General features: G+C 70.5%; 15 protein-coding genes. All 15 read right to left on the bottom strand.

From position 1 onward, the window contains the following. Positions 1–28: 28 nt before the first annotated feature. The 15 genes from QMG73_RS32000 to QMG73_RS31930 all read right to left on the bottom strand — a co-directional run bounded on the left by QMG73_RS32000 (position 29) and on the right by QMG73_RS31930 (position 18,966). Positions 29–1,252, bottom strand: a complete 1,224-nt coding sequence (locus QMG73_RS32000) for a glycosyltransferase family 4 protein (RefSeq protein WP_281901906.1) — start codon at positions 1,250–1,252, stop codon at positions 29–31. A gap of 72 nt (positions 1,253–1,324) precedes the next feature. After that, positions 1,325–2,395 (bottom strand): polyprenyl synthetase family protein, encoded by a 1,071-nt coding sequence (locus tag QMG73_RS31995; protein ID WP_281901904.1) that lies wholly within the window; start codon positions 2,393–2,395, stop codon positions 1,325–1,327. Then, positions 2,392–3,771, bottom strand: a complete 1,380-nt coding sequence (locus tag QMG73_RS31990) for an alkaline phosphatase family protein (RefSeq protein WP_281901902.1) — start codon at positions 3,769–3,771, stop codon at positions 2,392–2,394. The genes QMG73_RS31995 and QMG73_RS31990 overlap by 4 nt, the downstream gene beginning before the upstream one ends. Then, positions 3,768–4,856: a metabolite traffic protein EboE gene (gene eboE / locus QMG73_RS31985; protein ID WP_281901901.1), complete on the bottom strand. Its 1,089-nt coding sequence runs from the start codon at positions 4,854–4,856 to the stop codon at positions 3,768–3,770. The genes QMG73_RS31990 and eboE overlap by 4 nt, the downstream gene beginning before the upstream one ends. Then, a complete protein-coding gene (locus tag QMG73_RS31980; protein ID WP_281901898.1) occupies positions 4,856–5,707 on the bottom strand; it encodes a TatD family hydrolase in 852 nt (283 codons plus the stop codon). The genes eboE and QMG73_RS31980 overlap by 1 nt, the downstream gene beginning before the upstream one ends. Next, positions 5,707–6,294 carry an EboA domain-containing protein gene (locus QMG73_RS31975; RefSeq protein ID WP_281901896.1) on the bottom strand — a complete coding sequence of 196 codons (588 nt, stop codon included), beginning with the start codon at positions 6,292–6,294 and terminating at the stop codon, positions 5,707–5,709. The genes QMG73_RS31980 and QMG73_RS31975 overlap by 1 nt, the downstream gene beginning before the upstream one ends. Before the next feature lie 29 nt (positions 6,295–6,323). Continuing rightward, the gene (locus QMG73_RS31970; protein ID WP_281901894.1) at positions 6,324–7,178 is read right to left on the bottom strand and encodes a sugar phosphate isomerase/epimerase family protein; all 855 of its coding nucleotides are present in this window, start codon (positions 7,176–7,178) and stop codon (positions 6,324–6,326) included. Next, on the bottom strand, positions 7,175–8,071 hold the full coding sequence (locus tag QMG73_RS31965) for an SCO3242 family prenyltransferase (protein WP_281901891.1): 897 nt from the start codon (positions 8,069–8,071) through the stop codon (positions 7,175–7,177). The genes QMG73_RS31970 and QMG73_RS31965 overlap by 4 nt, the downstream gene beginning before the upstream one ends. Then, positions 8,064–9,200 (bottom strand): inositol-3-phosphate synthase, encoded by a 1,137-nt coding sequence (locus QMG73_RS31960; protein WP_281901889.1) that lies wholly within the window; start codon positions 9,198–9,200, stop codon positions 8,064–8,066. Before QMG73_RS31960 ends, QMG73_RS31965 begins: the two co-directional genes overlap by 8 nt. Before the next feature lie 204 nt (positions 9,201–9,404). Then, entirely contained in the window at positions 9,405–12,689 is a 3,285-nt protein-coding gene (locus QMG73_RS31955) for a ThuA domain-containing protein (protein ID WP_281901887.1), read from the bottom strand. 208 nt (positions 12,690–12,897) lie between these two features. Continuing rightward, on the bottom strand, positions 12,898–14,091 hold the full coding sequence (locus QMG73_RS31950) for a Gfo/Idh/MocA family protein (RefSeq protein WP_281901885.1): 1,194 nt from the start codon (positions 14,089–14,091) through the stop codon (positions 12,898–12,900). A gap of 1 nt (position 14,092) precedes the next feature. After that, on the bottom strand, positions 14,093–15,148 hold the full coding sequence (locus tag QMG73_RS31945) for a substrate-binding domain-containing protein (protein WP_281901883.1): 1,056 nt from the start codon (positions 15,146–15,148) through the stop codon (positions 14,093–14,095). Positions 15,149–15,227: 79 nt separating this feature from the next. Beyond that, positions 15,228–16,268 (bottom strand): ABC transporter permease, encoded by a 1,041-nt coding sequence (locus tag QMG73_RS31940; RefSeq protein ID WP_281901880.1) that lies wholly within the window; start codon positions 16,266–16,268, stop codon positions 15,228–15,230. Then, positions 16,265–17,791, bottom strand: a complete 1,527-nt coding sequence (locus QMG73_RS31935) for a sugar ABC transporter ATP-binding protein (RefSeq protein WP_281901878.1) — start codon at positions 17,789–17,791, stop codon at positions 16,265–16,267. The genes QMG73_RS31940 and QMG73_RS31935 overlap by 4 nt, the downstream gene beginning before the upstream one ends. Further along, a complete protein-coding gene (locus tag QMG73_RS31930; RefSeq protein ID WP_281901877.1) occupies positions 17,788–18,966 on the bottom strand; it encodes an ROK family protein in 1,179 nt (392 codons plus the stop codon). Before QMG73_RS31930 ends, QMG73_RS31935 begins: the two co-directional genes overlap by 4 nt. Between the last annotated feature and the right edge of the window lie 108 nt (positions 18,967–19,074).

Raw genomic sequence — 19,074 nt, 5'->3', positions numbered from 1 at the left:
GCGAGTGTTTTCGTGGGGTGCTCTTGCGTCAACGGCGGGCTAGGTCGAGGTAGAGGCGCTCCAGTTCCCTGGCGGCCGCGTCCCAGTTGTATTCGTCCAGCACCCGCTCGGCGAGTTTCTTGGCGCCGCGCCGCTCGGCGGCAGGGTCGGCCAGCGCCCGCTCCAGCGCGCTGACGAGGTCGTTTTCGTCACCGTCGCGGAAGAGGCGCCGCCCGTGCCCGTCGCGCTCCAGCACCTCGACATGCGGCGAAATGTCGCTCGCCACGATCGGCACGCCGTACGACGCCGCCTCCAGCAACGTCAGCGGCAGGCCCTCGACGCGTGACGGCTGCACGAACACGGCCGCGTGCGAGTACAGCTCCGCGAGCAGGTCACCGTACGCGAAACCGGTGAAGACCACGCGGGGGTCACCCGCCGCGAGTTCCTTCAGCTCCGCGACGAATTCATCCGTGTACGAGGACCCGCCTACCACGGCCAACCGATGGTCACCCGGCAATCGGCGAAACGCACGGATCAGCATGTCAGCGGCCTTCTCCGGAACCAACCGCCCGACCAGCAGGGCGTACCGCCCCGGCGTCAGGCCGAACCGCTCGACGATCTGGTCCGGCGGCACGTGCACCGGCGCGTTGACCCCATTGGGCTGGTACCGCGTGAGCCGGCCGAACCGATCGGCGTAGTGGGTGGCGAGCCCGCGCGACACCGCGACCCGGGCGTCGGGCACGTACCCGCTCATCCAGTACGCCGTGCCGAGCACCGCCTTGGCAACGCGGCTCCACTTTGACCGGTGATTGTCGAGCCCGTGCACGGTCTGCACCACCTTGGCGCGGGACAGCACACGCGGCAACGGCGCCACCAGGCCCGGCCCGAGACCGTGGTAATGCACGATGTCGGGGCGCGACCGGATCGCGACCAGCGACGAAGCGGCACTGTGCACGATCGCGTCGAGGTGCTTGCTCGCCACCGTGCGTACCCGTCGCAGGTGCACGCCCCGGTACATCGGCTCGGTGACCTCGCCGTAGCTGTCGCGGCAGTACACGGTGATCCGATGCCCGAGGCTGGCGAGGCGGCTCGCCATCTCCTCGACGTGCCGCTCCACCCCGCCGTACGTGGCGGGCATCCCCTTCTGGCCGATCATCGCGACATGCAGCGGGCGCCAGCCCGTGCGCTGCGGCGTTCGCTGGCGCGGCACCACAACTTGGGCTTGTTGATCGACGTGGTCGACTTCCGTGGTGACCTGGTCGTTCGCGGCCATAGACGTCCTCCCCGAGGCGCGACAGTAGATGATCTCCTAGCCGCGGCACCAGACCTATGGTTGATTTTTCTGTTACATGTTTCGATTAACCGCTTGAGTTGCTAGTGCGTTCAGGGCCTCAGCAGCGTCAGGGGACAGCGGTGCGCTCTCCAGTGCTGCCAGCGCGGTCTCGGCGCGTACCCGGATCATCTGCTCTATCCGATCCAGCGCGCCAGTGTCGACGATGATCGCACGCAGCTCCTCCGCCCCACCCGCGTCCAGGTCCGGGTTGCCGAACAGGTCGCGGAGACGATCCGCCTGCGCCCGGTCGGCGCGGCTGCGTACGAGCGCCATCATCACGGTCGGCTTGCCTTCCCGGAGATCGTCCAAAACGGATTTGCCGGTGACAGCCGGGTCGCCGAAGACCCCGAGGACGTCGTCGCGGAGCTGGAACGCGTCGCCGAGCGGGTCGCCAAACTCGGCGTACGCGGCGAGCAGTGCCCGGTCAGCGCCCGCCAACCCACCACCGATCTGCAGCGGCCGGGTCACCGTGTACCGCGCCGCCTTCATCCGGATCACGGTCAGCGCGCTGGCCACCGAGCCGTCACCGACACCGGAGACAAGGTCGAGGTACTGCCCGGCGATCACCTCCGTGCGCATGTGCGCGAAGACGGCGTACCCGGGCCGCATCCGCTCGGCGGGCAGGCCACACTCCTGAAACATCTGGTCGGCCCACGCCGCGCACAGGTCGCCACAGAGCAGCGCCGTATTGCGGCCGAAGAGGGCCGGGTCGCCGCGCCACGCCGAGCGGGTGTGCAGCTCGGCGAAGACCTTGTGGACAGACGGCTCGCCGCGGCGGCGGTCGCTCCCGTCGATGATGTCATCGTGGATCAGCGCGAACGCGTGGAACAACTCCAGCGCGGCGGCCGCGGCCACCACCTCGTCGCTGTCCGGTGCCCCGGCGCCGCGCCAGCCCCAGTAGCAGAACATCGGCCGCAGCCGCTTGCCGCCGGCGAGCACGAACCGCCGGATCGTGGCCAGTACGCCGCGCGGGGCACCGTCCGGCCACTGTGGATCCTGCCGGTCGATGAAGCCCGCGAGTACCGCGTCGAACCGCTCGCGCAGCTCCCTGACGTCCGACTCGCGAGCCGCCTCGATGGTCATAGTCCCGCCAGGTCCAGCAGGAAGCCCTTCACCTCGGTGGCCGCCAACCCGTCGCGGGCGGCGGACGGGTCGGAACAGAGCAGCACCGGCGCGTCGTCGGGATCGTCGGGCAACCGGCCGTGCGAGCCGCGCACCGCCCGCGCACCGGCGTCGAGCCCGACCACGCTCATCAGGTACCGCATGCCGAGCTTCTTGCGCGCCAGGGCGACCGCCGCGCGCTTCTTCGCGGCTCCCGGGGCGGCCGGGTCGAAGAACAGCTCCGCGGGGTCGTACCCGGGCTTGCGGTGGATCTCGACGAGCCGGGCGAAGTCCGGCGCCTTGCCGTCGTCGAGCCAGTAGTAGTACGTGAACCAGGCATCCGGCTCGGCCACCAGCACCAGCTCGCCGGAGCGTGGATGGTCGAGCCCGTGCGCGGCCTTGCCCTGCTCGTCGAGCACGTCGGCGACCCCGGGAAGCGCCGCGCACAGCTTCGCCACCTGCGGCACATCCGCCGGGTCCTTCACATAGACGTGCGCGATCTGGTGGTCGGCGACCGCGAACGCGCGGGACGTCCACGGGTCCAGGTACTCCATGCCGTCCTGTGTGTACACCCGCAGCAGCCCCTCGGCGCGCAGCAGGCGATTGACGTCGACCGGACGGCGCGCGGGTGTGATGCCGTACTCCGACAACACGACCACCGTGGCACCCCGTCGGGCGGCCGCGTCGAGGAGGGGCGCCAGCACCTTGTCGAGCTCTCGGGCGGCCGCGACCGCCTCCTGTGCCCCGGGACCGAAGCGCTGCAGGTCGTAGTCGAGGTGCGGAACGTAGACGAGCGTCAGGTCGGGGTCGTGTGTGGACATGACCCGTTCGGCGGCTTGGCAGATCCACCGTGACGAGGGCAGGCCGGCGCCCGGTCCCCAGTACGTGAACAGGGGGAACGGGCCGATCGCGCTCGTCAGCTCGTCGTGCAGCTCCGGCGGAAACGTGTAGCAGTCGGGCTCCTTGCGGCCGTCCGCGTAGTAGATGGGCCTCGGCGTGACCGTCCAGTCGACGTCGGCGCCCATGGCGTACCACCAGCAGATGTTGGCGACCGTGTAGCCCGGCTCGGCGCGGCGCGCGGCGTCCCACAGTTTCTCGCCACCGACGAGCGCGTTGTGCTGCCGCCACAGCAGCACCTCACCCAGCTCCCGGAAGTACCAGCCGTTGCCGACGATGCCGTGCTCGGCGGGCGGCGCGCCGGTGAGGAACGTGGACTGTACGGTGCACGTGACCGCCGGCAGCACGGTGCCGAGCGGCGCCTGGAATCCCTTGCTGGCAACGGATCGCAGTCTCGGCATGTGCTTGAGCAGTTTCGGCGTGAGCCCCACGACGTCGATGACGAGCAGCTTCTTACTCACGAGGCGACCCCCATCAGCAGTTCGTTGCGGGCGAACGCGAGCTCGGCCGCGATGCCGGCGGCGACGTCCGCGTCGGTGCGCGGGCGGGCCTCTTCGGGCAGCACGCCCCACGTATACGTCTCCACGTCGAAGTGGTCGCAGGCGTCCCGCCGGATCAGCTCCCGCAACGCCGCCCGCAGTACCGGCACGGTCGACGTGAGCGGTGCGGCCGGCTCGGCGTGCAGCGGCACGTGGTAGTGCACCCGCCACGGGCCGGGCAGCCGCGCGTCGAGCGCCTCGTCGAGGTCGTCTGCGGCTGGCCCCAGCGCCGAGCGCGTCTGGTGCAGGAAGCGCGGCTCCACGTACCGCCGCAACACATCCGCGGCACCGACCGGATCGGCGGCCTCCAGCGCGGCGGACACCTGCACCTTCACCACCGGAAGCCCAGCGGCGGCCAGCCGGTCGAGCGCCTCGCCGGGGTCTTCCCACGCACACGCCAGGTGTGCGAGGTCGAGGCAGACACCGAGCCACTCGGCGTCCACATCGGACAGCGCTTCTGCCGCCTGTGCCGTGGTTTCGACGACGCAGCCGGGCTCCGGCTCGAATCCGACCCGGATCGGCCGCTCCAGCGTGGACAGTACGCCGGCCAGCTCGTCGAGATGCCGCCTCGCGGCTTCCTTCCGCCGCGCGTCCCACGGCGTGCGCCATGCGAGCGGGAGCGTGGAGATCGAGCCGCGGTCGGCTCCGGCTGGCAGCAGGTCGACCAGTACGCGAGCGAGGTCGAGCGTGTAGCCGAGGCGCTCCCGGGTGGTCCAGTCCGGGTGGTACACGGCGTGCTTGACGACCGGTGCCTGGAACGCCTCGTACGGGAACCCGTTGAGCGTGACCACTTCCAGCCCCCGGACGTCCAGCTCGTGCCGCAGCCGCCGCCGGGCCGCCGGGTCTGCCGCCAGCTCGCGGGCCACCGGGGCGGCCAGCCACAGCCCGAGGCCCAGCACGTCGGCGTCGAGGTGGCGGCGGATCGCGACGGCGTACGCGTCGAACTGCCGCACGATGCCGTCGAGGTCTTCGGCGGGGTGCACGTTGGTGCAGTAGCTGAGGTGCATCAGCTGCCTCCGCGCAGGATCGAGTTGCCCTCGAACGTCGGTTCGGCACCGTCCACGTCAGACAGTCGCAGCCGACCGGACTGGCCATAGAACTCGACCGGGTTGCGCCACAGCACCCGGTCGACGTCGTCGTCGCTGAACCCCGCCGCCAGCATCGCCTCACCCGTGGCGAGGGTCAGCAGCGGGTCGGAGCGCCCCCAGTCGGCGGCCGAGTTGACGAGCATCCGTTCGAGCCCGTACTCGCGCAGGATCTCCACCATCCGGGGCGGCGACATCTTCGTGTCCGGGTAGATGGAGAAGCCGAGCCAGCACCCCGTGTCCCGGACGAGCTTGACGGTCACCTCGTTGAGGTGGTCGATCGCCACCCGGTCCGGCGCGATGCCGGACTCGTCGACCACGGCGAGACTGCGTTCGGTGCCGCGCGCCTTGTCGCGGTGCGGGGTGTGCACCAGCGCGGGCAGTTCGTGCTCGACCGCCAGGGCCAGCTGGGCGGCGAAGACCTCGTCTTCCTCGGGCGTCATCGAGTCATACCCGATCTCCCCGACCGCCACCACACCGTCCTTCTCCAGGTACCGGGGCAGCAGGTCGAGCACGCCCCGGCAGCGGGGATCGTTGGCCTCCTTGGGGTTCAGCGCGATCGTCGCGTGATGCCGGATGCCGAACTGGCTGGCCCGGAACGGTTCCCACCCGACCAGCCCGTCGAAGTAGTCGGCGAACGATCCGGGGTTCGTGCGCGGCTGCCCGAGCCAGAACGCCGGCTCGACGAGCGCGCGTACCCCCGCCGCCGCCATCCGCTCGTAGTCGTCGGTGGTCCGTGAGGTCATGTGGATGTGCGGGTCGAAAATGCGCATCAGCCCTCCCTCAGGCTCTCCAGCACGGCGAGCGCGTCGGCCGGTACGTCCCGGCCGGCGGCTCGGCGTTCCTCGGCGAAGCTCGCGAGCATGCCGGCCAGCTCGGCGTCGGCGCGGTCGCCGAGGCCGTCCACCGCGGACAGTGGCACGCCCATGAAGACACACTTGAGCACGGCCTGCCGCCACGCGGGCGGGTCCAGGTGTGCGGCGTACGGGCCCAGTGCGGCGGCCACGAGTCGGGTGTCGTTGGTGCGGATCGCGTCGTGCAGCAGCGGCACCGCGTCGCCGCCGATCGGCAACAGCGGCAACGCCTTGAGCACCGCCCGCTTCTCGGCCGCGTCCCCGTACCGGTACAGGTCAGCTACCTCGCCGCTGATCCGGTCGGCCGGCAGCGCGTCCAGCAGCACCGCGCGAGCGGCCTCGTCGGCGCTCCACCCGGGCGCCACCGGCTCACGTCCACACTTGCGCCCAGCGGCCGGAAACAGCCGCCCGATCGCCCCCGGCTCGGCGCTGACCCGCGCGACCGCCTCGTCCAGCCACGGCTGCTCCCCGAGCGCCGCCCGCAGCTGCGCCACCGTCGTGGTCATGCTCCCCCTCTCCGTGATCAGGGCGTCCCTCAAGTCGTTAGAGCTACTTGAGGGACGCCCTGATCACGTGCGGTGCGTAGGAAATCGATGGAGTCGGCAGCCACCGTCGGGGCGGCGTGGGAGTGGCGGGGCAACTCGACCGCTACCAGTCCGCGGTAGCCGGCGTCCGAGAGCGCGCGGAGGACGGGTGGGAAGTCGATCTCGCCCTCGCCGAACTCCAGGTGCTCGTGCGTGCCGCGCCGCATGTCGTCGATCTGCACGTTGACCAGGTACTCAGCGACAGCCGCCACGCACTCGGGCACAGGCAGCGGCTCCAGGCACCGACAGTGTCCGATGTCGAGAGTGATGCCGAAGCCGGGTGGGCTGCCCAGGTCGGCGTACAGGCGGCGCCAACCCGCGATGTCCGCGACAAGCATTCCCGGCTCGGGCTCGAAACCGAGCGTCATGCCGGCCGCCGCAGCGGCGTCCACAATGGATACCGTGCCGCGCACGAGGCGGTCCCACGCGTCCGGTACGCCCGGCGGCGCCACGCCCGACCAGAACGACACCGCCTCGGCACCCAGGTCCGCACCCACCCGCACGGCCTTGCGCAGGAACTCCAGCCGGAGCGCCGGCTCGTCGTCGAGCAGCGTCGGTGCGTGCTTGCGCCACGGATCGAGCAGGTACCGCGCGCCGGTCTCGATGACGACCGCCAGGCCGAGCCGGTCGAGCAGCGCGGCCACCTCGGCGGTCCGGCGCGGCAGGTCGGGCGCGAACGGGTCCAGGTGGTCGTGGTCGAGTGTGAGAGCGACGCCCTCGTACCCGAGGTCGGCGATGACGCGCAGCGCGTCGGGCAGCCGGTGGTTGGCGAACCCGTTCGTCCCGTACCCGAACCGCAGCGTCATGTCGGTGAGACCTTCCTCGCGAGGTGTCGGGCCAGCGGCGCCGCCGCCGCGACCGCGAGGCCCGCAATGGGCGCACCGGCACGCGCGGTGAGGGCGCCCTGCAACGGCGGCAGCCCGGTGATCCCGGCACCCACCGCGGCACGCACCCGCGCCGCGGAGGGCTCCGCGGCGACCCGCGCCTGCGCCGCCCCAAAACGCGCCGCGTACCACGCGGCCAGCGCAACCCCCACCCCACGATCAGAGCGTCCCTCAAGTCGTAAGAGCGACTTGAATGACGCAATGATCACGGGAGAGGGCGCTGCCGCCGCGAGCGCTACCGCCGCCGTGCCGGCCAGCGTCGCGGCGGGCAGGGCTCGGTCGGCGCCGGAGACCTCGCGGCGGGAGAGCACGGTCACCGTGTACGTGTGCGCCGCCACCGTCAGCGCGGCCGGCACCGCCCGCCGGAGCCGTCCGGGCGTCGCGCCGAGAAGCACGTCGAGCCCGCGGCACGCGGCCATCACGACGGGGCCGGCGGGCGTCTTCTTGGCGACCAGGTCGTAGGCCCACACGGTGCCCGCGAGCGGCAGCGCGACCGCCAGTGACCGGCGACCGCCCGCGAGCGCGGCCAGCCCGACGCCGGCCGCCGTCAGGGCCGCCGCGACGCCGACCGCCTGGCCCGGCGTGACCCGCCCCGACGGGATCGGTCGCTCGGGGCGCTCGACCGCGTCCAGTTCCCGGTCCGCCCAATCGTTGGCGGCCATCCCGGCCCAGTACAGGCAGACGGACGCCGCGGCCAAGCCCGCCGTGCGCGGGCGGAGCGTGCCCGCTGCCGCCGCGCCCGCGACGACGTCGCCGGGGACGGAGAGCGCGGCCGGCGCCCGGACCAGGTCGACGAGCGCCCGCCAGCTAGGCATTGCCGAGTCCACGGACGAACGCCGCCAGCGCGGCCCACTGCTCCGCGAGCCCATGCGGAACCGTCCCCAGTGGATCCTTGAAGAAGAACGCGAGTTCCGTGAGAGGTCCGGACCGTCCGGCGCGGTGTGCCGCCGCTGTCAGGCGCGCCAGATCGAGTACGAGGGGTGCGGCGAGCGCCGAGTCGCAGCCGTGCCACGAGAACTCCATGCGCATCGCCGTACCCAGGAAACCGGTGAACGTGACGAGGTCCCAGGCGGTCTTGAAGTCGCCGATGTCGTCCACGTACTCGATCCGCGTGTGCCCCTGCGGCTCGTACCCGAGCGTCTCCGCCAGGACGCGCTGCTTGCTGCTGGCCTTCGCGGCGTTGGGCCCCGCTTCGGCGAGGTTCGCGCCGTCGCCGCCGCCGAGCAGGTTGGTGCCCGACCAGGTGCGGACCCGCAGGTTGCGCATCGCGAACATCGGCGCGAGCACCGACTTGACCAGCGTCTCGCCGGTCTTGCCGTCGTGACCGGCGTGCGGCAACCCGTGCCGGCGCGCCATCTCGGCCAAGGCGGGCAGCCGGGCACCGGTCGAGGGCGTGAAGTCCACGTGCGAGCAGCCCGCGCTGAAGGCCGCGTAGGCGTACAGGGAACTGGGCGGCAGCACCGGATCGGAGCGGAGCGCGTCGTCCAGCGCCTCAAGGTTCTCGTGGGCGGGGTGTGCCTGTACCAGAGGCTCTGTCGACGCCACATTGACCACGACGACGCGTTCCAGGCCGTGGCGGTCCCGGAAGGCGGCGATGTCGGCCGCGATCAGCGCGGCCGCCTCCCGTTGCGTGTCGGCGGCGGGCGCGAGCCGGATCTCCGCGTCGGCCGAGGCCAGTTCCCCCGCGACCGCCGCGACCAGCCGCGCGGGCACCACGCCCGCGGCGGCCAGCGCGTCGACCTTCTTCGCCAGCGGGGTGTCCGCGATGTCGTGGCCGCCGAAGACAAGATCGCTCAGCGGTGGCAGCGACGCGCCCTGGAGCTGAGGCAGCTCGGTGACGCAGCCGGTGGGCTCGGCCAGACCCGCGCGTATCGCCGCGGCTCCCACGATGCTCGTCGCCGCGACCGAACCGCGCGCGCCGACAAGCCAGACACCCGTCGCCATGTCGCCTCCCCTTGCATTGATACCAGCGTTTTGTACCCTTTGTGGCCTGTATTGAGCCTTTGGGGTATCAAGCCCCATCCACCCGCCAGCCGGGATGGCACCACCGCGACCGGGCCGGAGTCGGCGGCACCGGCACGGCCACGGGACCCGGCCGGCGGGCGGATGGAGCAACGGGAGGCGATGGCCATCGCCTCCCGCGCCTCGTTACGGTGCCGCCGCTCCAAATTCAAGCCAGTTGATATTTACCAGGCTCGTGGTCGGACCGCCAGACACCGGCTGGAACACCAGGTACAGCTGTTGCGTACCGGCCGCGGCGCTGAGCGAAATCGTCGTGCTCGCCCAGGAGTTGGTGCCGCTGGTCGCGTTGAGCGTCGCCGTGGCGACCAGCGCGCCGGTGGGCGAACCGGACCGCAGTTCGACCGTGGCGCGTGGCGTGCCAGCCGTCGCGGCGGCGCCGCTGGCGTACCGGAAGGTGATCGCGCCGACGCCGCCCAGGTTGACCGGGTTGAACGCGATGTAGTCACCGGCGTCGACACCGGTCACGTGCTGGCCGCCGCCGGTATCGCCCGTGTTGGCGAGCGTGACGCCCTGCTGCACCTGCGCGAACTCGGCCTGCTGCCGCCGGACCTGCAGCACCACCTGGTCGACCGTGGTGAGCGCGGGCTGGCCGTTCGCACCCAGGTCGGTGTAGGTCGCGCTGATCCCGCCGTACAGGTAGCCGCCCGCGTGGTCGCCGCCGTCCGCCGGACTCACGAACGAGCCGGAGCACGCGTACTGGTCGCTCATGCCGTGACCGTGGCTGTCGTGGCCGAGCACGAACGACACCTTGACCCGCGAGCAGTCGATCGGCCCGTCCTCGGGGTCGGTCACCGTCACCGTCCACGGGATGGTGTCGCCCCAGTTGAAGAACGTGCCCGCCAGCGGCGAGGTGACCGTGACGGTCGGCGCCGTGTTGCCGACCGTGATCTCACGGGTCAGCACCGCCGTCTTGCCGCTGGAATCCGTCACGGTCAGCTTCGCCGCGTAGACGCCATTGGCCGTGTACGTGTGGGACGGGTCCGGGTCGGCCGAGTCGACCGTGCCGTTGCCGTCGAAGTCCCAGGCGAACGAGATCGAGTCACCCGGGTCCGGGTCGTGCGTGCCCGCACTGGAGAACTGCACGGTCAGCGGCGCCTGGCCGGAGGTGGGCGTCGCGCTGAGCTTCGCCACCGGTGACCGGGTGCCCTTCACGTACCGGATCATGGCGAGTTGCGCGTCCGGGTTGGCCCGGAAGAAGCCGTCGCCGTACTCCAGGAAGTAGATGTTGCCGTCCGGCCCGAACTCCATCTCCATCAGGTTGTCGAAGACGAACCCGGGCAGGAACTGCTCGACACCCACCAGCTTGCCGCTGCCGTTGGTGCGCATCACGAACATCTTGTCCCGCGTGAACTCGCCGAAGAACACCGCGTCCTGGTAGTACTCCGGGAACTTGGTCTGCGACTCCAACTCCGGGTCGTACTTGTAGATCGGGCCGCCGTGCGGGCCCACGCCGCCGGTGCCGATGACCGGCCACTTGAAGTCGCACGTACCGGCCGGAGTCTGCAAGTACGCCTGCGGGCACGGGGTGAGCGCGTTGTACGTGTACCAGAACTGTGGCTGCTCGACCGGCGGCAGCACGCTCCGGCCGGTGTTGCGGGGCGAGTTGTTGACCGGCGCGGCGCAGTTGAACGGCGCGCCCGACGTGCGGGTGACGAAGTCGAAGTCGACGTACGGGAGGGTCGGCGAGTAGCAGTACGGCCAGCCGTAGTTGCCCGCCTTGTTGGTGGCGAACCACCGGCCGGTGCCCTCCGGGCCGCGGGTCGGGCTGGGCACGCGCGAGTCGGGCGAGTAGTCGCCGACGTACACCATGCCCTTGCTGTCCACGTCGAACCGGAACGGGTTCCGCAGGCCCATCAGGAAGATCTCGGGCCGAGTCTTGCCGTCGCTGTCCTGCGACTCGGGGAAGAGGTTGCCGGCCGGTATCGAGTACGAGCCGTCGTCCTTGACCTTGATGCGCAGCAGCTTGCCCCGCAGGTCGTTGGTGTTGGCCGAGGAGCGCTGGGCGTCGTAGCCCGGCCCCTGCGTCGGCGACTCGTTGATCGGCACGTACCCGTCGGAGCCTCCGGCGTTCGTGTCGTCGCCGGTGACCAGGTACAGCAGGCCCTTGCCGTCAAACTTGATCTTGCCGGCGACGTGGCAGCAGATGCCCCGATCGACGTCGACGCGCAGGATCTGCTGCTCGGACGCCAGGTCCAGGTGTGGCGTCGGCGTCTCCACGAACTTGAAGCGGGACAGCTGGTTGTACCCCTTGTACTGGTCCCAGACCGTCGGGTCGGTGCTCGTGGCCGGCGCGTCGGTGGTCGGCGTGGACAGGCGCGGCGAGTAGTACACGTAGACCCACTTGTTCTGCGCGAAGTTCGGGTCGATCGTGAGCGTCTGCAGGCCATCCTCGTCGTGCTGGTACACCGGGATCGTGTTGATCACTGGGCTGGCGCCGGTCGCCGGGTCGTACAGCCGGATCTCGCCGCCGCGCGTGTTGTGCAGCACCCGGCCGTCCGGCAGCACCGACAGCGACATCGGCTCGCCCGGCTCGTCGTTGAGCGTGACCTTCTCGTAGTTGGCGAGGACGGTGGCGCCGCAGTCGCCCTCGACCACGCCGGCGGCCCACTGGATGCCGCCGAGAAGGTGCTTGCGGAACGCGCCGTTGCCGTACGAGGCGGTGGAGTGGCCCAGGCCCGTGTACCACGAACGGCCGCCCTGGTAGTCCTTGCACCAGGCGATCGGGTGGTCGTACCCCATCGTGCTGCCAGCCGCCTTCACCGTCGCCAGCACGTGCGAGGTGCCCCGGACGTTGGTCGTGTAGTTGTACCACTCCTCGCTCAGCGTCACCTCGCGCGCGAGCGGCTCGGTCGACGGGTGCGCGCGGTCGGCGACGTCGATGAGGCCCGACGACACCGGTGCCGCGCTCGCCACCTTGGTGCCGACGACGGTGTTGTAGAAGGTCCAGTCCGGCTCGGTCTCGGCCGCGGCGTGCACGCCCACGTACCCGCCACCGCCCCGGAAGTACCGCTCGAACGCCGCCTCCTGCGGCCCCGACAGCACGTCACCGGTGGTGTTGAGGAAGACGACCGCCCGGTAGTTGGCGAGGTTCTCGTCGGTGAAGGCGGTCGAGTTCTGGGTCACGTCGATGGTGAACCCGTTGGCGTTGCCGAGCGTCCGGATGGCGTTGACGCCCTTGTCGATGGAGTCCCGGCGCACGCCGGCGGTCTTGGTGAACACGAGCACCTGGTACGTCTCCGGCGCCCGCGCGGAGGAGCGCAGGGCAGCCGGGCCGTTCTCCCGCGTCACCAGGGTCTCGTCGGTCGGGGTACTGGGTGCCGGCGCGGCCGACACTGGTGCGGTGGCGGCCAGGGGCGTCGTAAGGATCGCGGCGGCGAGTGCGGATACCCACCGTCTGGTTGGTGAAGCCATGTAACCCTCCGGGGTTTGAAGCGTGTGCCCAACCCCCTGGCGCGGTGCCATGTCCGCCAAGGTCTTCCTGGTTTCGGTACCTGGTTTCGGTACCTCTGTTCGGTACCTCGGGACCCGCCCGACCCGGACGCGGGGCGCAACCGCGTCCGGACCCTCGTGGGCGGGCCCGAGGAACTCCGGGTGGGCGCGCGCCACCGCGCCCACTGATTCAGGCGGCGACCTGCTCCAAGGCGGGCGCCACCGATGTCCATGCCGAACCTCGCTCCGCCGAGCGGGTCACAGCGTCGAGTACCAACTGGACCTGGAGCGCGTCGACGAACGACGGGGTCGGGTCGACACCGGTGCCGACCGCCTCGAGGAAGTCGCGCATCTCGTGCGTGAAGGTGTGCTCGTACCCGATGGCGTGCCCGGGCGGCCACCACGCCGACATGTACGGGTGGTCGGACTCGGTCACCAGGATGCGGCGGAAGCCCTGCTCCGGCCCTGGCTGCGTGGCGTCGTAGAACTCCAGCTCGTTCATCCGCTCGAAGTCGAACGCCACCGAGCCGAGCGAGCCGTTCAGCTCGACGCGGAGCCCGTTCTTGCGGCCGGTCGCGAAGCGGGTCGCCTCGTACGTGGCGATCGCACCGCCGTCGAGGCGGGCCAGGAAGAGCGCCGCATCGTCCACTGTGACCGGTCCGGTGCCCGTGCCATCGGCCGACGCCGCCAGGCCGGAGGCCGCCGCCGGCAGCGGGCGCTCCTTGACGAACGTCTCCGTCAACGCGCTCACGCCAGCGATCCGCTGGCCGGTCACGAACTGTGTCAGGTCGACGATGTGCGCGCCGATGTCGCCGAGCGCTCCCGAGCCGGCCTTGTCCTTCTGCAGCCGCCACACGAGCGGGAACTGCGGGTCGACGATCCAGTCCTGCAGGTACACCGCGCGGACGTGCCGGATCACGCCGAGCCGCCCGGACTCGACGAGCTGGCGCATGACCGCGACAGCGGGTACCCGGCGATAGTTGAACCCGCACATCGAGTGCACGCCCGCAGCGCGGGCGCGCTCGGCCGCGGCGACCATCGCCCGTGCCTCGTCGACGCTGTTGGCGAGCGGCTTCTCGCACAGCACGTGTTTGCCCGCCGCCAGCGCCGCGATGGCGATCTCGGCGTGGCTGTCGCCCGGCGTGCAGACGTCGACGACGTCGATGTCATCGCGGGCGATCAGCTCACGCCAATCGGTGGTGTGCCCTTCCCATCCGAGCCGGATCGCAGCGGCCGCCACCTTCGACTCGTCACGACCGCACACCGCCACCATGCGGGCGCGCACCGGCAGGTCGTACACCCGGTTCACGGTGCGCCACGCCTGCGAGTGCGCCGCGCCCATGAAGGCGTATCCGATCATGCCGACCCGTAGCTCATCCCTCATGTCAGAACCCGAGCTTCAGATAGTTGGCGGCGTTCTCCTTGGTGATGGTCTCGGAGGCAAGCGTGATCTCCTTGGGCACCTGGAGCTCGACCAGGTCGGACATGCCGCGCCCCTGGCCGATCAGGCGGGCCAGCGAGATCGCCGACGAGGCCATCGACGGGCTGTACGTGACGGTCGCCTTGAGCACGCTGTTGTCGGCCTGGATCGCCTCGATCGCGGCCTTCGAGCCCGCACCGCCGATCATGATGAACTCTTTGCGGTTGGCCTGGCTGATCGCGGCAAGCACGCCGATGCCCTGGTCGTCGTCGTGGTTCCAGACAGCGTCCATCTTGGGCAGTGCCTGGAGCAGGCTGGCCGCTTCCTGCTGGCCCGAGTCGGCGGTGAACCGGGCGGCGCGCCGGTTGGCCACCCGGAAGCCGGCCTGAGCCAGGGTGTCCGCGAAGCCCTTCGAGCGCTCCTGCGTCAGCTCCAGCTCGTCCATGCCGGCGATCTCGCCGATGACCGGTGCGCTGACGTTCTTCGCCTTTAGCTGCGTGATGATGTATGTCGCCGCGGAGACACCCATGCCGTAGTTGTCGCCCTTGATCTGCAGGCGGTACGCCTTCGCGTCCGGGAACGCCCGGTCCAGGTTGACCACCGGGATACCGGCCTGCATGGCCTCCAGCCCGAACGCGTTCAGCTCCTTGCCGTCGTGCGGGAGCAGCACGATGACGTCGGGCTTCTGCGAGACGAGCGTCTGGAGGGCCGCGCGCTGGGCCGCCGCGTCCGCGCCGGCCTCGACCGTCTTGAACTCCACATCGGAGTACGTGCCGGCCTGCGCCTTGGCGTTGTTGGTGATGGCGGCGATCCAGCCGTGGTCGGCGGCCGGTGCGGAGAAGCCGATGGTCACCTGCTTGCCCGGTGCCGCGTTCGCGTTGTTGTTGCCGGTGTTCACCTGCGCGTTGTTGTCGTCGTCGCCCGAGTCGTTGCTCGTGCAGCCGGTGAGCACGGCCCCCGCGCCGAGCGCGGCACCACCTATCAGTAGGCGTCGGCGGGACAGATCGGGTAGGCGTCGCATGGCGACCTCCGGGAGAGTCAGGGGTGCAAGGGGCCCAGCCACCGTCCGAGATGGACGGTCGCCGATGGTTCGTTTTGGATCAGGTTCGGTTGAACAATTGGGAGAGCGACTTGTACCGGAACTGCTGGACCAGTACGGCGGCGACGATGATGCCGCCCTTGACCATGTTCTGGACCTCGGTGGACAGGTTGTTGATGGCGAACAGGTTCGTGATGGTGGCGAACACGATCACGCCCAGGAGCGAGCCGATGATCGTGCCGCGGCCGCCGCTGAGCAGCGTGCCGCCGATGATCGCCGCGGCGATCGCGTCGAGTTCGTACAGGTTGGCCATGGCCGCCTGGGCGGAGTTGGCCTGCGAGGTCAGCATGATGGCCGCGATGCCGCAGCACAGGCCGGACAGCGCGTACAGCAGCAGCGTGTGCCGCTTGACGTTGATGCCCGCGAGCCGGGCGGCCTCGACGTTGCCGCCGACCGCCACCGTGCGCCGGCCGAACGTGGTGCGGTTGAGCAGTACCCAGCCGGCGGCCACGACCGCGGCGAGGATGTAGACGAGCAGCGGGATGCCGAGCAGGTCGCCCGCCGCGATGTCGTTGATGAACGTGTTCGTGGACACCTGGGTCTGCTTGCCGGAGATCTGGGCGGCGAGCCCGCGGGCGGCCACCAGCATCGCGAGCGTGGCGATGAAGGCGACCAGCCGGCCGTACGCGATCAGGATGCCGTTGACCACGCCGACACCGATGCCGACCGCGACCGCGCAGAAGATCATGCCGCCGGCGCCGTAGCTCTGGGTGGCGACCGTTGTCGACCAGACCCCGGCGAGGGCCACGATCGCGCCCACCGACAGGTCGATGCCGCCGCCGATGATCACGAAGGTCATGCCCACGGTCACGACGCCGATCACCGACGCCAGCTCCAGGATCGTGAAGATGTTGTTGCGCACCCAGGTGGAGTCGCCGTAAAGGTCGGGCCGGGTCGCGATGCCGATGATGACCAGCAGGATCAGCACGCCGACGAGAGCCAGGTTGCGCCGCAGTGGCTCGCTGGCGTCGTCGCGCCACCAGCTCCGCTTCTCGGCCGGCTTTTCGGGGGCGGGCGGGGCCGCCGTCTGTGTTGTCGTCATAGCGTGACCTCTTCCGCCTGGAGCGAGCCCGCCATCACCAGGTCGAGCACGGTGTCTTCGTCGAGTTCTCCGGCGGGGGCCTCGCGGACCATCCGCCCCTCTCGCATGACCAGCACCCGGTCGGCGAGACCGAGCACCTCGGGGACCTCGCTGGAGACCAGCAGGACGCCGACGCCGCGCGCGGCGAGGTCGCGGATCACCTGGTACAGCTCGGCGCGGGCGCCGACGTCGACGCCTCGGGTCGGCTCGTCGAGCAGCAGCAGCTTGGTGTCGCCGAGCAACCACCGGCCGACCACGACCTTCTGCTGGTTGCCACCGGACAGTGTGCGCACCGGCCGGCGCACGTCGCGCGGGCGCAGTTCGAGCAGGTCGGCGATGCGGTTCGCCTCGGCGATCTCCTTGCCCGCGTTGGTGAACCCGCCCCGGGCGTACCCGGTGAACGTGGCGAGCGTGACGTTGCGGTAGATCGGTTCGCCGAGCAGCAGCGCCTGGCTCTTGCGTTCCTCCGGCGCCATGCCGAGCCCGGCCCGTACCGCCGCGCCAACGCTGCCGGGCCGCAGCGTCTTGCCGCGGACCGTCACGGTGCCCGACTCGGCCCGGCGCGCGCCGAAGATGGTCTCCAGCAGCTCCGATCGGCCCGAGCCGACCAGCCCGGCGATCCCGACGATCTCACCACTGTGGACGCTGAGCGAGATGTCGGCGAACTCCCCGGCGCGGCCAAGACCGTCGACGCGGAGCAGCTCCTCCCCGCGGTCCTGTGTGGACTGCTCGGGAAAGACGTACTCGATGGTGCGCCCCGTCATCCGGCTGACCAGGTCGCGGGTGGGCGTCGTGCGCGCGGGCAGGTTGGCCGCCGTCGTCCGCCCATCCTTGAGTACCGTCACCCGGTCGCCGATCTCCCGGATCTCTTCGAGCCGGTGGGAGATGTAGATGACCGCGATGCCGTTCGAGGTGAGGTCGCGGATGATCCGGAAGAGGTTGTCCACCTCGTCGTGGGCCAGTACCGCACTCGGCTCGTCCATGATGATCAGCTTGGCGTCGTGCGAGAGCGCGCGGGCCATGCTGACCACCTGCTTGCCGGCCGCCGGCAGCGAACGGACCATCCGGCCCGGCGGGATCTCGCCGTGCCCGAGCCGGGTCAGGATCTGCCTGGTGTGCCGGGACATGTATCCGCGCCGGACGAACCCGAACCGGCGCGGCTCATGCCCGAGAAACGCGTTCTCCGCCACCGACAGGTCGTCGACCAGGTCGAGCTCCTGGTAGATGGTGGCGATGCCGGCCTTCATCGCGGCCTGCGGGTTGGCCGGCTTGAACTCCCCGCCGAGCCACTCGATCCGCCCTTCGTCGGGGCGGTGCACACCCGACAGCACCTTGATGAGCGTGGACTTGCCGGCACCGTTCTGCCCGAGCAGGCAGTGCACCTCGCCCGCGCGCACCTCCAGCTGCACCCCGTCCAGGGCACGCACGCCGGGAAACGTCTTGACGACGTCTTCCAGCCGCAGCACGACCTCGTTGTCGGTCATGTCGCCTGCTCGAACGCCAGGTCGCTGGCCAGGACCGCGGCGCCGGTAACGCCGGCGCGCGGGCCCAACTCGGACAGGACCACGGGCAGGTTGCCGGTGGCGAGTGGCAGGGAGCGCCGGTACACCACGCTGCGGATCTCGGCCAGCAGGATGTGCCCGAGGTGTGCGAGCCCGCCCCCGATGACGATCATCGACGGGTTCGCGAAGCTGACCAGCCCCGCCAGTACGCCACCGAGCCGGCGCCCCCCGTCACGGATGAGCCGGATGCAGGTGACGTCACCCTCGGAGGCCGCCTCGGCCACGTCGCGCGCGGTCAGCGTGCCCTTGGCCGCGAGCCGCTCGGCGAGCGCGGGCGAGGTGCCGCCGCGCGCCGCGAGCCCGGCGTCCTTGGCGAGCGCGGCGCCACTGAACAGCGCCTCCAGGCAGCCGACGTTGCCGCAGGAACACATTGGACCGTGCGAGTCGACCTGGATGTGCCCGATGTCGCCGGCACAGCCGTCGGTGCCCCGGTAGACCTCACCGGAAAGGTAGATGCCGCAACCGATACCTGTGCCGATCTTGACGAACAGGAAATCGTCGACCGAGTGCGCGACACCCCCGTGCCGCTCCCCGATCGCCATGATGTTGACGTCGTTGTCGACGACGGCGGGGCAGCCGTGCTCGCGGGTCAGCAGCTCCCGTACCGGGAACCGGTCCCAGCCCGGCATGATTGGCGGCGACACCGGCACCCCGTCGCGGAAACTCACCGGCCCCGGTACGCCGATCCCGATCGCGTCGAGACGCTCGTACACGCCGTCGGCCTTGGCCTTGGCGAGCAGCTCGTTGACCCGGTGCAGGATGACCTTGGGACCGCTGCGGATGTCGGTGCTCTCGGTGTACGCCGCGATGGGCTCCAGCCGACCGTTGCTCACCTCGACGTCGACCGAGCTGGCGCCCAGGTCGACGGCCGCGAAGCGCAGGTTCGGGTTGAGCTCGACCAATGTGGAGCGTCGACCGCCCCGGGACGCCGCCATGCCGGCCTCGGCGATGTAGCCGGCGCCGACCAGGCGGTCGAGCTCTGCGAGCAGCCGCGGCCGGGGAATCTCCAGGCGGTCGGCCAGCTCGGCGCGGGAGACCGTGCCCTGATCGCGCAGGAGCCGCAGGAGCCGCAGGTGCAGAGGTTCGGCGATGCGCACGGAATCCTCCTAGAAGCAACGTGCTCGAAACAATATGAGGCTTCCGCCTGCGCTGTCTATACCTTTGGGAAGCGCAGCCCCAAACTTTTCATCACCTGAGCAAAAGTC

Origin of the sequence: Phytohabitans aurantiacus (assembly GCF_027923225.1) — a bacterium.
Taxonomy (GTDB): Bacteria; Actinomycetota; Actinomycetes; order Mycobacteriales; family Micromonosporaceae; genus Phytohabitans; species Phytohabitans aurantiacus.
This window is presented reverse-complemented; position numbering and strand designations above follow the sequence as displayed.

Coding starts and splice junctions, on each gene's coding strand:
- QMG73_RS32000 (WP_281901906.1), bottom strand. CDS start 1,252: ATGGCCGCGAACGACCAGGTCACCACGGAAGTCGACCACGTCGATCAA.
- QMG73_RS31995 (WP_281901904.1), bottom strand. CDS start 2,395: ATGACCATCGAGGCGGCTCGCGAGTCGGACGTCAGGGAGCTGCGCGAG.
- eboE (WP_281901901.1), bottom strand. CDS start 4,856: ATGCACCTCAGCTACTGCACCAACGTGCACCCCGCCGAAGACCTCGAC.
- QMG73_RS31980 (WP_281901898.1), bottom strand. CDS start 5,707: ATGCGCATTTTCGACCCGCACATCCACATGACCTCACGGACCACCGAC.
- QMG73_RS31975 (WP_281901896.1), bottom strand. CDS start 6,294: ATGACCACGACGGTGGCGCAGCTGCGGGCGGCGCTCGGGGAGCAGCCG.
- QMG73_RS31970 (WP_281901894.1), bottom strand. CDS start 7,178: ATGACGCTGCGGTTCGGGTACGGGACGAACGGGTTCGCCAACCACCGG.
- QMG73_RS31965 (WP_281901891.1), bottom strand. CDS start 8,071: ATGCCTAGCTGGCGGGCGCTCGTCGACCTGGTCCGGGCGCCGGCCGCG.
- QMG73_RS31960 (WP_281901889.1), bottom strand. CDS start 9,200: ATGGCGACGGGTGTCTGGCTTGTCGGCGCGCGCGGTTCGGTCGCGGCG.
- QMG73_RS31955 (WP_281901887.1), bottom strand. CDS start 12,689: ATGGCTTCACCAACCAGACGGTGGGTATCCGCACTCGCCGCCGCGATC.
- QMG73_RS31950 (WP_281901885.1), bottom strand. CDS start 14,091: ATGAGGGATGAGCTACGGGTCGGCATGATCGGATACGCCTTCATGGGC.
- QMG73_RS31945 (WP_281901883.1), bottom strand. CDS start 15,148: ATGCGACGCCTACCCGATCTGTCCCGCCGACGCCTACTGATAGGTGGT.
- QMG73_RS31940 (WP_281901880.1), bottom strand. CDS start 16,268: ATGACGACAACACAGACGGCGGCCCCGCCCGCCCCCGAAAAGCCGGCC.
- QMG73_RS31935 (WP_281901878.1), bottom strand. CDS start 17,791: ATGACCGACAACGAGGTCGTGCTGCGGCTGGAAGACGTCGTCAAGACG.